Origin of the sequence: Rhizobium sp. RU36D, from assembly GCF_900176345.1 — a bacterium.
Lineage (GTDB): Bacteria > Pseudomonadota > Alphaproteobacteria > Rhizobiales > Rhizobiaceae > Allorhizobium.
The window spans coordinates 1-12,700 of the sequence record NZ_FWXU01000006.1 but is presented as its reverse complement, the minus strand read 5'-3'; the positions used below and the strand labels follow the sequence as shown (position 1 = coordinate 12,700).

At 60.5% G+C, this 12,700-nt stretch carries 8 protein-coding genes; 3 read left to right on the top strand and 5 right to left on the bottom strand.

The features are described 5' to 3' along the window. Nucleotides 1–14: 14 nt before the first annotated feature. The 5 genes from B9A97_RS09100 to B9A97_RS09080 all read right to left on the bottom strand — a co-directional run bounded on the left by B9A97_RS09100 (nucleotide 15) and on the right by B9A97_RS09080 (nucleotide 5,402). Complete coding sequence (locus tag B9A97_RS09100) at nucleotides 15–440, bottom strand: hypothetical protein (RefSeq protein ID WP_084364998.1); 426 nt, start codon at nucleotides 438–440, stop codon at nucleotides 15–17. After that, nucleotides 437–985: a hypothetical protein gene (locus B9A97_RS09095; RefSeq protein WP_084364996.1), complete on the bottom strand. Its 549-nt coding sequence runs from the start codon at nucleotides 983–985 to the stop codon at nucleotides 437–439. The genes B9A97_RS09100 and B9A97_RS09095 overlap by 4 nt, the downstream gene beginning before the upstream one ends. Then, entirely contained in the window at nucleotides 982–2,181 is a 1,200-nt protein-coding gene (locus tag B9A97_RS09090; RefSeq protein ID WP_143530383.1) for a coiled-coil domain-containing protein, read from the bottom strand. The genes B9A97_RS09095 and B9A97_RS09090 overlap by 4 nt, the downstream gene beginning before the upstream one ends. Nucleotides 2,182–2,281: 100 nt before the next feature. After that, nucleotides 2,282–4,264: a vWA domain-containing protein gene (locus B9A97_RS09085; RefSeq protein WP_179145257.1), complete on the bottom strand. Its 1,983-nt coding sequence runs from the start codon at nucleotides 4,262–4,264 to the stop codon at nucleotides 2,282–2,284. A gap of 163 nt (nucleotides 4,265–4,427) precedes the next feature. Then, nucleotides 4,428–5,402 (bottom strand): AraC family transcriptional regulator, encoded by a 975-nt coding sequence (locus B9A97_RS09080; protein WP_084364990.1) that lies wholly within the window; start codon nucleotides 5,400–5,402, stop codon nucleotides 4,428–4,430. Nucleotides 5,403–5,845: 443 nt separating this feature from the next. On the opposite strand from B9A97_RS09080, the gene hsdR reads away from it, so the two are divergent. The 3 genes from hsdR to B9A97_RS09065 all read left to right on the top strand — a co-directional run bounded on the left by hsdR (nucleotide 5,846) and on the right by B9A97_RS09065 (nucleotide 12,440). Then, entirely contained in the window at nucleotides 5,846–9,253 is a 3,408-nt protein-coding gene (gene hsdR, locus B9A97_RS09075) for a type I restriction-modification system endonuclease (protein ID WP_084364988.1), read from the top strand. Between the two features lie 353 nt (nucleotides 9,254–9,606). Then, nucleotides 9,607–11,142, top strand: a complete 1,536-nt coding sequence (locus B9A97_RS09070; RefSeq protein ID WP_084364986.1) for a class I SAM-dependent DNA methyltransferase — start codon at nucleotides 9,607–9,609, stop codon at nucleotides 11,140–11,142. Next, the gene (locus B9A97_RS09065; RefSeq protein WP_084364984.1) at nucleotides 11,139–12,440 is read left to right on the top strand and encodes a restriction endonuclease subunit S; all 1,302 of its coding nucleotides are present in this window, start codon (nucleotides 11,139–11,141) and stop codon (nucleotides 12,438–12,440) included. The genes B9A97_RS09070 and B9A97_RS09065 overlap by 4 nt, the downstream gene beginning before the upstream one ends. Nucleotides 12,441–12,700 lie beyond the last annotated feature (260 nt).

Genomic DNA, 12,700 nt, shown 5'->3' with positions numbered 1-12,700 from the left:
GTTGCGCCGTCATGTCAATTGATCAGCCTCGCCAGCAAAATGGAAAACCCGAGGCCCAAAACGGCCGCAGCGGCACAGGCCAGTGGCAGCAAGAGCGGCAGAGATCCAGCAACCATGCCGGCAAGGTATAGGGGAGCCAGAACGAACATCCCGGCCAGGGACCCCAAACCCGCGGCAACAGCCAGACGGGCCGCCGCGCCCCAACCGCTCTGGGCAAGAGCGACATCAAGACTCCCCGCCAGAAAAGCGGGCACGCCCCCGATGAGATAGGCGGGTGCCAGCGAACTTGTCAGCAGTGGCAAACCGGTCGGCGAGGCGCCGAGAAGAAAAAGGACAAGCGCTGCCGCCACAGGCGGGACCGTCAATCCCAGAAATGCGGCATGGAATGGCATCAGCGGCTTCGTCGGCTCTGACCGCTCCTGCCCGACATCATCGGTCACTGTACCGGCACCGACACGCCGTCATAGACGATCGTCGCGACCGTACCGGCTTTCAAAGCCTTTTCGGATACGGGAAGACCGGTCTCATCGTCGATCAGCACCGTAATCATCTCGCCAGGTACATTGCCAGAGGCTTGAGACGGGGCAAACTCATAGGCTGTTCCAGCCATGCCCTCGGCAGCCTGGGGCCCTACTATGCGACATTGGTTGACCGTCTCGGGTGTCGGCGCGCCCTTGGCCATCACTTTGCGCATCGCATCATCGATCACGTTTTTCGTCCACGCATCATTGGGACCGACCCTGCTGAACATCGCGTCCTGCGTCACGATCAGTTGGACAGCATCGGTCATCCCCGGGGTCGTCACTGTCTTCTGCATGGCAGGAACTTTCGCCTGCGCGGCATAGGCGTCGAAGATAGCCTGGCAATCCGAGGCGGCATGCGCCGCGGGAGCAGCGAGCAGCACAAGAACGGCTACATGAAATGCCGACGGACGGTTTGTTGTCATCTGCTCAAGATCCTCTTTCTGGTCGCGAAAATCGTTCATTTGCCAACGCCCATGCCGGGCATTCCGAGACCCAGGCAGAAGGTGTTGCTGCGCTTGGCGCGCCAGACGCAGGCTTCGCCCCCACCATATTCGGATGCGAAACCGGCAGCGAAAATCCCTTCTCCCCCGGGATTGCGCGCAACCAAGGTCCCGCCTTCGGACTTGTCGCTCTGGCCGATCGTGGCGACGGCATTGCCGGCCTTGTTATAGGCGGCCACGCTCCGCTCCTTGCCAACCAGGGCTGCAGCGCCGGTGCCGTCGGGCGCAAATACCTGTGCAAGGCCCGATCCATCAGGCTCACTTGAAATCCAGGCTGCAGTCTTGTCGCCCGTGCCAACGCTCACAATACCGGCATCGCCCTTGGCCGGATTGGCGCCGGCGGACACCACTTGCTCGGCGGCATCGTTGAACAGACGCAGCGCCACGCCCTTGCCAGGCAGGGTGCCGAGCGAAGCGGCAGGCTTCTCGCCCTGGCTGAGCTTCAGGCCGAAGAGATCGTCATCCGCGGCGAGATCGGTGGTGCGGTCTCCGGCCTTTATATGCAGGCCCGCCTTGTCGCTGGCGACGACGTACGCACTGGTCTTGGCGTCGGCACTCTGTATCTGCAGCATGCCGCCACTCTCTCCGATACTGGCCGCAAAGCCGCTGCCATCCGGGCTGGCCCCCGCAATCGCCGCCCCGTCGCCGACAAAGCTGATATCGATCAGGCCCTTACCGGTCGCGCCCTGAAACAGGCTGTAGCCGTTGGCATCCACCTGGAAGAGGGTCTTGCCGGAGGCGCTGACCACCTTGAATGGCGCTTTGGTTTCCCCCTTGGCCTTCTCAAGCGCTTCCACCCGGGCAATCAGGTCGTCAATCCGCGGATCGGGCGCAGGCTTGCCGCCAGGCTGGGCCGCTTCCAGTTGAGCCACGCGTTGCTTGAGGTCGGAGACTTCATTCTCCAGGGCTTCAACCTTGTCTTCCAGAGAGACGAAACTCTCATTTGCGTCGTTCATCCAGTCTTGGAGCATCTGACCATAAGAAAACATATTCGCGTCAAAGCTGCTATATTCAACAACAACACCTTGAATTTGAGGAAAATCCTCCTCGATGACGAAAAAATCGGTTTTTGGCCACGTTGGAACAGGGTGTGACGGTTCGGCCAAAGCCACGCCGCCTATGCAAAATGAGCACAACAAAACAAGCAGGCGCTTCATGATATCGCTCCAGGTTCGGCGGTCGTTGTTCTCCGGCAGAGGCGACGACAGTCCGCCAGTTTCATGTTTCTTGCAGTCCAGTGGGTATCAACCACGCTCGTCATTTGAGAGTGATCCCGGTCTCGAAGGACTGACCTTGCGCGAGGTCGACCGTTGCCGTTCCCTTGCGCCCCTGCTCGTCGGCGGCATCAATACGGTATCGGCCTGTAGGCAGAATGAGGGAATAATCCCGTGACGTGCCAACTTCCACGACCGGTTTTTCCGCAAAGCCGCCATCGGCCTGCGCGGCGAAGATCGAGATCAGCACATTCACCGGCGGCGGCGCTCCAGCGTCCGGGGCGGCAGAAATCGCCAGGCGGGCGGCAGACAGTTCGATACGCTCCTGCATCTTCGCGCCCGGCGGCAGGAAGAGCGTCCGCGTCGCCTGAGCCTGTCCGGAGATCAGGGTCACGTCCCACTCACCGGGAAAAAGGGTCAGGCGAGGCGAAGCTTCGGCCTTGCCTTCCAGCGCGGCACCGGCCTTCGCATCGCCGATGAGCCGCACTGGCTTTACAGTCCATGTGGCGTCGCGCCAGTCCGTGAAGCTCGGTGCACCGGGGCCGAGGCTGCCCTCCAGCGCAAGCTCTGCGGAGGGAAGATCAAGGCGGGCAACCTTGGTGGCACCGGCCTCTGCCTGAACCGGCATGTCCATGACCGCGCCTGCAATAGCCAGCCGTGCCGTGTAGCTGCCGGCCGGAACGAGGAATGTCGGACGGGGCATGGCCTCGGCCGTCTTGTCAGGAAGCCCGGCCTGGCTGGCTAGCGTCCATGATAGGCCCGTGCCGCTTTCAATCACCGCGTCCACCCCAGGAAGACCCGCCTCGAGTGTTATCTTGCCGAGCTTAAGATCTGCGACCCCCTGCACATCCTTTCCCGCGACCGCATTGATTGTCGTCGAAGTCCTGAACTCTCCGATCGACGCCAACACCTCATAGCGACCGGGAGCCAGAAGCGTTTCCGGCGCAATCACGGCGTCCAGCACGGCGGGGGCTTGTCCGTCCTTCGGCACGAGCGTCCACGCGGGATCACCCTTTATATCCGTATCGGCAATCTCAAGCCCCTTGGCCACGATCAGAGAGAGGCGAACAAGGCTGGCATCAAGCGGAATATCATGGTGTTCGTCCACATCCCCCGTCACCGTTAGTGCCTTCTCGGCCAGGACGTTTCCGGATGAAAGGCGGACCGTGTAGCTGCCGGGAACAAGGCTGGGCGTAACCTCGGTTCCCTTACCGGAATAGGCTATCTCGCCACCTGCCTTTACGACTGTGAAGAGAATAGCGCCGGGGACGGCGTTGTTTCCGATCATCGCCCGCAAGAGCACAGGCTTCGGCGTCACAGGTGGCGGATCGACTGGTTTCTGTTCGGGCTCGGCCGATGATTTATCCGTGACAGTGCCATCCGTGGTCTCCGGCCCTGTCAGGGTCTCAAGCGCCTGCTTGAGAGTATTGGCATTGCTTGTCTCGATGGCCCGTCCGCCGCCCTGCTCCGCAATACAGCTCAGCCCTTTCATCTCGCCCTTCGCCAGGCCAAAACCGACGACATTTATGACCAGGGCTGCATTCGCCTTGCGAAGTGCGGCAGCCACCGCGCAGGGATCCTCCTGGCAGGTTTCTAGTCCGTCGCTGACCAGCATGATCGTTCCACCGCCCTGCGGCAGAAGCTGCGCCCCATGGCGCAGCGCACCAGAAAGCGGCGTCTTGCCCTTGGCGCGCAGGGAGGATAACGCCGCGCGAATGCCGGGGATGTCGACGGGCCCGAGATTTTGGAGCGTCTCGATGTCGCGGCAATCGCTTTTCCTGCGGTGGCCGTAAGCGACCAATCCCACCTGACGGTCGGCAGGAAAGAGTGAGAGTGTGTCGAGAAGAATGCGCCGGGCGGCATCAAGCCGCGTTTCCTTGCCAAGTGCGGCAGCCATGCTGCCTGAAGCGTCGAGAACGACGATGACCGGACCACGGTTCGCCGGAAGAAGCGTTCGTTCGGCAGCCGCACCACGCAATGGAGCGCCCAGACACAAGACTGCGACGACAATTATCAGGCTTAGCACGTCTTGCCATGCCGGGCGTTTGGCAAATGCAAAAACCCTTGTCGTTCTTCCTTCCATGCGAAACCCCAAGGCAGCTTCGAGCAGCGAGCGCATACCTCTCATTCGCTAGCATTGAGCGGCGATCTTGGCGTGCGGATTTCATCAAAAACGAATCCGGATTCTGTCAGTCCTGAGTTTGCCGAACGGAGGCCCTGAACTCGCTAGGTTGCATGGCGTAGTGGTCGCGAAAGGCCTCGTAAAAGGCGGAGACACTTTGGAACCCGCAATCGAATGCCAAGGACACTATTTTGGAGGATCTGTGCTTGCTATCCAGCAAGAGTCTCGCAGCCATCTCAACGCGCACCGTGCGGATGACCCGCGCCGGAGTGGTCTGTTTGCGGGCGAATATCTGCCGAACGGACGAGGTCGACAGACCGAGCTGACGGGCAAGTTCCTTTTCGCTGAGCATCTGATCGGAGGCATGGCGTGTTATATAGCTCAGCGCCTTGTTGTAGCGGACGTCATTCAAGGTCTCTCCGCTCATGACCTTTTCCCTTCCGCGGCTGTTTACGCCGAGCGCAAGCGCAGCCAGATCGCAGAGTTGATCACCCACAAGCTGAGCAAGCCCTATATCAGGCGCAATGCCCAGTGACAGGAAGGTTCGTGCATGCCCTGCAAAGAGGGAGAACGCCGCGCTGTTGGCAGGCAGGACGCGTGGTGTCAGCGCATCCTTGTCGCCGATGATGGATCTGAGTTTTTCGCGGGGAAGGGCGACCGCCATGATCTCTCCGAGGCGGTCCACTTGCGCTTGCAAGGGTGCGTCGGTCGTATGCAGGATTGCGCTGCCATTTCTTGCAACGCATTCCACGCCATTTTGCCGGTACAGCAAGGCTTGTCCGGATAGTCCGAATGACAAAATGACCAGATCAAGCCCGTGGTGATTGACGGACATGTCAAAACGCCGCGAGCCGCCTTGGAACCGCGTTGCACAAGCTTCGAGAGCAGAAATGTTCTCGAACTCACCGACATGATCCCGAGAATTGTGGTCATGAACCACGTATCCATGTCCGATCAGCTTTCCATAAGCTTCGTAAAGTTCATCAACGCCCAATACATCATCGCATGTCAGAGAATATGGGCCATGTATCGGAAGCTTCATGCCACCCCTGCCTCATCTTAAAACTGTACGAAGGAACTGTCGGCATCCGTTTTAGTTGAAATCAGCATATTAGGATAACATGAATTCGTTGGGCGCAAATGCCAGCAGAAGGAATACTCATAGTATTCACTCGCTGAACCCAGCCTGAAAATTGTATGGGGCGTCTGCGCAATTTTCATGAAGTGCGTCCAGATGCAGCCGGTTTTTGGATTGTTTCCGAGCTCTGCGGCAGCCGGTTGCCACTCAAGTTTAATATTTGATCGTCACCACAATGGCTGGATGAATGAGGTCGCACAAGAAAGCACGCTGACTTGGGGTCCTCGGAAAGAGTTTCCGCAACTTTATCGGGCAAAGTCCGTTACTTAGTTGATAGAACTCCAGTTTACCTGCTCCCCTAACGTGTGGCATGTTCATCTCGAAGAGGTAAGCATCTGGGTGGGGCATTGTCGGCAAACTTTGGTCATCTGCAGGAGATCAGCCCGGAGCTGCATCGCCTCGGCACGCTAGCTGAGCGCTTCTTCGCCGAGGACGCCAACACCTCGCTGATGAAGAGCCGTCAGTTCGGCGAATACATGGTCAAGGAGATCGCCGCCCTTTCCGGCGTCTATGACCCCGCCGCACGCGAGACGACGAACGACCTCCTTCGGCGCCTCGCGATACAGCAGCTCTTGCCGCGTGAGGTTGCCGACATCTTCCACGCAGTCCGCAAAAGCGGCAATGACGCAACCCACAATCTGGCCGGCTCACCCGCCGAAGCGCTTTCTGCCCTGAAGTTCTGCCGAGCGCTGGGCGTCTGGTATCGCCGAACCTATGGGCGTGATCCGGGTTTCAAGCCGGGGCCGTTTGTCCCGCCCAGAGCCTCTGCGGATCTCGACCAGGCGACCCAGGCGGAATTGGCAGCCCTGCGCGCGCAGGTCCGGGAAGCGGAGGAGAAGCTGGCGGCCGCCCATGCCTCGGCGGAAGACCTGGCCAAGGCCCGCGCTGCTGCCGAAGAGCTCGCCCGCCAGGCGTCAGCCGACAGTGCCGTCTGGGAGCAGACCGCTGTCCAGATGGAGGCCAATCAGGCCGCACTCGCCCGCAAGCTCGCCGAGCTGCAGAAGGCAGCCGACGCCCAGCCCGCACAGATCCAGATGGAGCTCAAGCAGGCCGGTCTTGAGGCCGCGAGCAGCCTGGAGCTCGATGAGCGCCAGACCCGACGGCTGATCGACGTCCAGCTCGTCGATGCCGGCTGGGAAGCCGATAGCGACCACCTCACCTATCAGAAGGGTGCCCGACCGGAGGAAGGCCGCAATCTCGCCATTTCCGAATGGCCCTCGGACGGTGGCCGAGCGGATTACGCCCTCTTCGTCGGCCTCACCTGCGTCGGCGTCATCGAGGCCAAGCGCGAGAGTGTTGATGTGCCGTCCACCCTGCAGCAGGCCGAACGCTATGCCCGTACCATTGTGCTGTCCCCGGAAGACGTGCATCCGCATGGCCCCTGGAAGCACGGCCTGGATGAGCCCTTCCGCGTGCCTTTTATCTTCGCCACCAATGGCCGACCCTATGTGCGCCAATGGGTGACAAAATCCGGGATCTGGTATCGGGATATCAGGCGCGAGACCAACCACGCCGTGCCGATGACAAGCTGGTTCTCGCCGAAGGATCTGATCGACAAGCTCACCACCGATGTCGATACCGCCTCCCAGGGCCTGGCCGACGACAGTTTTGGCAAGGGCCGGATGCGCCCCTACCAGGAAGAGGCGATTGCGGCGATCGAGAATGCCGTGGTCGCAGGCCAGCGCGATATTCTGATTTCGATGGCGACCGGCACCGGCAAGACGCGCACGGCGATTGCGCTGATGTATCGCCTGCTCAAACACAAGCGCTTCCGCCGCATCCTCTTCCTCGTCGACCGCAAGGCGCTTGGCCGGCAGACAAGCGACGCGCTCGAAACCACCGAGATCGAGGGCATGCTGAACTTCGCCCAGATCTACAAGGTCGCCGGGCTGGAGCAGAAACTGCCGGAGGACGAGGACCAGGTGCAGGTCGCGACCGTCCAGTCGCTGATCGCCCGCATCCTCAACGAGCCGGACCCCGCCAAGCGGCCCACGCCGGGCACTTTCGACTGCATCATCGTGGACGAAGCCCATCGCGGCTACACGCTGGATGCGGAGCTGCGCGAAAGCGACATCGGCTTCCGCAACATCGATGACTACCAGTCGGCCTATCGTCAGATCCTCGATTACTTCGACGCCGTGAAGGTGGCGCTGACGGCGACGCCCGCGCTTCACACCCGCGAGATCTTCGGCCACCCCGTCTTCCATTATGGCTATCGCCAGGCCGTGGTCGAAGGTTATCTCAACGATCACCTGCCGCCGAAGCGCATCACCACGGCGCTGTCGGAAGCCGGCATTCATTTCGAGGGTGGTGAGGAGGTCGAGATCATCGACCGCAAGACGGGCCAGATTGATCTCTTCGAACTGCCGGACGAAGTATCGCTGAACTATGACCTCGCCGACTTCAACAAGCGCGTCTATTCCGAAGCCTTCAACCGCATCGTCTGCCGCGCGATTGCGACCGAGATCCCGCCATCCAAGCCCGGCAAGACGCTGATTTTCGCCGCCCGCGATGCCCATGCCGATGATATCGTGCGTCTTCTGGTCGAGGAGCTTCAGGAGGAATACGGCAAGGAAAACGTGCCGCATGGCATGGTGACGAAGATCACCGGAACGGTCGACAAGGCCGACGACCTGATCCTCAAGTTCAAGAACGACCCCTATCCGAAATATGTCGTCACCGTCGACCTGCTCACCACAGGTGTCGACGTGCCCGCCATCTGCAATCTCGTCTTCGTCCGCAGGGTTAAGAGCCGTATCCTTTATGACCAGATGATCGGCCGCGCCACGCGGCTCTGCCCTGACATCGGCAAGGAACATTTCCGCATCTTCGATGCCGTCGATCTCTATGCCGAGTTGCAGGAGATGAGCGATATGCGCCCGGTCGTCGTGAAGCCGGATATCGCGCTCGGCCAACTCGTCACGGATCTGCAGAATGCAGAAACGGAGGAGGATAAGCAGTGGGTCGCGGCCCAGGTCATCGTGCGCATGCGCAGTCTGGTGAAGCGCATGGATGCCGAGACCCGCGAGAGCTTCGAGCGTCATACGGGCGAAAGCCCCGACATGGCGCTGCAGCGGCTCTCCACCCGCTCCGGTGCCGAGTTGCAGCAGTGGCTGACGGACCATCCCCGCACAGTCGAACTGCTCGAACGCCGCCCTCTGCGTACGGACAAGAATGATGGCGTGGTCATCTCCACCCATGAAGACGAACTGCTGCGCATCGAGGAAATTTTTGGCAAGAACACGACGCCGGAAGATTACATCACCGGTTTCGAACGCTTCGTACGCGAGAACATGAACCAGGTCCCGGCGTTGATCGCCGTCACCCAGCGCCCGCGTGATCTCACCCGCAAGGAACTCTCCGAACTCGCAGGCCTGCTCGACGAGAAGAACTATTCCGAGGCCATGCTGCGCGCCGCTTATGGCCGCGCCCGCAATGCGGATATCGCCGCCCATATCATCGGCTTCGTGCGTCAGGCAGCTTTGGGCGATCCGTTGATCCCCTATGCCACCCGCGTCGATAACGCGATCGTCAAGATCGAGGCCTCCAGGCCCTGGACGCAAAAGCAGAAGGAATGGCTGCGCCGCATCGGTCGCGCCTTGAAGGACAAGCCGGTGGCGGATCCGACCCTGCTGGACCAGGGCGCCTTTGCCGACAAGGGTGGCTTCAAGCGCATCGCGCAGGAGTTCGACGGCGAGCTGGATGAGGTACTGCACACCTTCAACGAGGCAATCTGGGCCTCGCCCGCGGCATGACGACTGTCGAAATCAATGGGATGGAGAACCCTCCCAACCCTCCCCACAAGGGGGAGGGCTATCGCATATGGATAGCCGCGGCGGTTCCGGGCTGCCTCTTCTCCCCAGCGGGGAGAAGTGCCGAGCGTATGCGAGGAGATGAGGGGGCCACCCGGCACAGCTTCAGCCCTTCGCGCCCCGCCTCGTGCGCCGCTCAAAATCCATATGCAATTGCCCTTTGTGGGGGGGAGATGGCCGGCAGGCCAGAGGGGGTTTCGGGCTGCCTGTATCTCAGGCCTCAACCGCACCATTGACCCCCCGGCCATGCCCGCTACAACCGCAATCACGATCCCGGATCAGATGAGAATCACGCCATGAATGCCAATGCCATCGTCCAGAAACTCTGGCGCCTCTGCACGGTCCTGCGCAAGGACGGCATCACCTATCAGCAATATGTCACCGAGCTGACCTATCTGCTGTTTCTGAAGATGATGGCCGAGCGCAACCGCGAGACGGGCAGCCTGCCCAAGGGCATGCGCTGGGCGGATTTGATGGCGAAAAACCCGTTTGACCGGCTCGGTCACTATCGTACCGTCCTGCTTGCTCTCGGCTCCTCTGCCACCCGCCTTGGGAAAGACGACGAGCTCATCCCAGCGCCCGGCGAAGGAGCGCCCCCGGAAGAGCGCAAGCGTTATGCCGATGCCCGTCCGCTGCCGGAGATGGTACAAAAGATCTTCGACAACGCCTCCACCTTCCTGCGCGAGCCGCAGAACCTGACGACGCTGGTCACCGCCATCGACGAGCTCGACTGGTTCTCCGAGGAGCGCGACCAGTTCGGCGATCTCTATGAAGGCCTGCTGCAGAAGAACGCGGAAGAAACCAAGCGCGGCGCCGGGCAATATTTTACCCCCCGCGTGCTGATCGAGCTTCTGGTCCGCCTCATGCAGCCAAAACCCGGCGAAGTCATCCAGGATCCCGCCGCCGGCACGGGTGGCTTCCTGATCGCCGCCGATCGCTACATGAAGGCGCGCACCGACGACTATCTGGCGCTGGGCGAGAAGGAACAGGACTTCCAGAAACGCAACGCCATTCACGGCATGGAAAACGTGCCGGGTACGCTGCGCCTGCTTTTGATGAACCTTTATCTGCACGATATCGACGGCGATCATGTCGATCTCGGCGACACGCTCTCCGACAAGGGCAAGGGTCTTGGCCGCGCCAATCTCATCCTCACCAATCCGCCCTTCGGCCCGGCAGGCGGCGCGCCGACCCGCGATGACCTCTCGGTCACCGCAAACGTCTCCTCCTACCAGCTTCCCTTTGTCGAACACTGCATCCGCGCGCTTCAGCCCGGTGGTCGCGCGGCGATCGTTGTGCCCGACAACGTGCTGTTCGAAGATGGGCGCGGGCGCGAACTGCGCCGCATGATGATGGACTGGTGTGACCTTCACACCATCCTGCGCCTGCCGACCGGGATCTTCTATGCCCAGGGCGTCAAGACCAATGTCATCTTCCTGACGAGGGCCAAGACCGAGAACGGCAACACCCGATCCGTCTGGATCTATGACCTGCGCGCCCAGATGCCGAAATTCGGCAAGACGACGCCGTTGACGGAAGCCCATTTCAAAGGCTTCGAAAAAGCCTTTGGCAAAGACCCATATGGCAAGGAGCGTGGCCCGGATGAAGGCGAAGCCGGTCGCTGGCGCCAGTTCACCCGCGAGGCCATCGCCGCCCGTGGCGATAATCTCGATATCGCCTGGCTGCGCGAGGCGGAGGACGAGGCCGAAGAAGGCCTGATCGAACCCGACGACATCGCCGCCGCCATCCTCGGCCACCTTCAGGCCGCGACGCTGGAGATCGAGGCGCTGGTGGCGGAACTGGGCGACGAGCTGCCGGAGGCGGCGGAATGAGTGAGTTGCCGAAGGGGTGGACAGTCGTAGAAATCGGTAGCATTGCAGACATTGTAACTGGAAAAACGCCGTCGAAATCGGAGGCCAACTTCTACGAAGGAGGCGACGTTCCGTTCTTCAAGCCTGGCGACTTGACCGTCGGAGGCGTGATCACCACAGCCGAGGATCGGGTGAATGAGCGGGCGCTTACCGTTGCGCCTGAATTGCCCGTGGGGACGGTATTGGTTTCTTGCATTGGAATTCTTGGCAAATCAGCCATCGTTGGAATGACTGGCACATGTAACCAACAGATCAATGCAATATTGCCTTCCGGTGCGGCGACTCCGGAATTCGTTTACAACTGGTCTCGGACAATCAAGGACTGGTTAGAGCAGAATTCGTCCGCCACAACTGTGGCAATTATCAATAAGGGGCGTTTTTCTGCTGCTCCAGTCCCCCTCCCACCCCTGGCCGAGCAAAAGCGCATCGTGGCCAAGCTGGATGCGCTGAACGCGAAATCCGCCCGCGCCCGCACCGAACTCGCCCGCATCGAAACCCTCGTCTCCCGCTACAAGCAGGCCGTGCTCAGCAAGGCGTTCAGCGGGGAGCTGGACCGCAAGGAATTGAGCGAACTTGTCGTTCGAATCAAAGCCGGGAAGAACCTGCGTTGTGAGGAAAGACCGCCGCATTGGGATGAGAAAGGCGTCGTGAAGGTGAGTGCGGTAACATGGGGTGAATTTCGCCCGGACCAGTCAAAGACGCTTCCGTCAGACTTCGAACCCGAAGAAGACACGCGCATAAAGTCAGGCGATTTTCTTTTCTCCCGAGCGAACACCATCGATTTGGTGGGCGCTGTTGTCATCGTGGGAGATACACTGGACAACCTGTACCTAAGCGATAAAATCCTCAGGCTTGAGTTCCGCGAGCCGGTAGAGACGTGGCTACTGTGGTACTTGCGCTCGCCCATGGGGCGTGAGGCCCTAATGAACATTTCGTCTGGCAATCAGCTTTCAATGCGAAACATCGGGCAGAAAAGTCTGCTGTCGCTTTCAATTCCATATGCAGACTTTGAATTGCGAGACGAAATCGTCCGCCGCATCGAATCCGCCTTCGCCAGGATCGACCGGCTGGCGAAAGAGGCAAAGCGCGCGCTGGAGCTGGTGGGCCGGCTGGACGAGGCGATCCTGGCCAAAGCCTTCCGCGGCGACCTAGTCCCCCAGGACGAAAATGACGAACCCGCCGAACACCTGCTTGCCCGCATCCGCGCCGAGCGCGAGGCGGTGCCGAAGGGCAGACGTGGACGGGGAGCGAAGAGATGACGGTCTACGAGAGCACTTTGACCCCCGGCAACTGATAAAGCATGTCGCGCAAAAGTGTGCAGCGGTTTTGCGACCACGACATGCGGAAAACAAGGGACTAAAGCGTAGAAGCGAATCTGAAAGATCGCGACACGCTGTCAATCGGCACGCAAACTTGACCCCCTATCGGCGTGCAAAATTGGCTCTGACTCATTCTTGATGATGTTTCGGATTGTACTGGCCTGATTCTTGAAGGAGAATCAGCGCCATGCGAGCCTATT

Coding starts and splice junctions, on each gene's coding strand:
- B9A97_RS09095 (WP_084364996.1), bottom strand. CDS start 985: ATGAACGATTTTCGCGACCAGAAAGAGGATCTTGAGCAGATGACAACA.
- B9A97_RS09090 (WP_143530383.1), bottom strand. CDS start 2,181: ATGAAGCGCCTGCTTGTTTTGTTGTGCTCATTTTGCATAGGCGGCGTG.
- B9A97_RS09080 (WP_084364990.1), bottom strand. CDS start 5,402: ATGAAGCTTCCGATACATGGCCCATATTCTCTGACATGCGATGATGTA.
- B9A97_RS09070 (WP_084364986.1), top strand. CDS start 9,607: ATGAATGCCAATGCCATCGTCCAGAAACTCTGGCGCCTCTGCACGGTC.
- B9A97_RS09065 (WP_084364984.1), top strand. CDS start 11,139: ATGAGTGAGTTGCCGAAGGGGTGGACAGTCGTAGAAATCGGTAGCATT.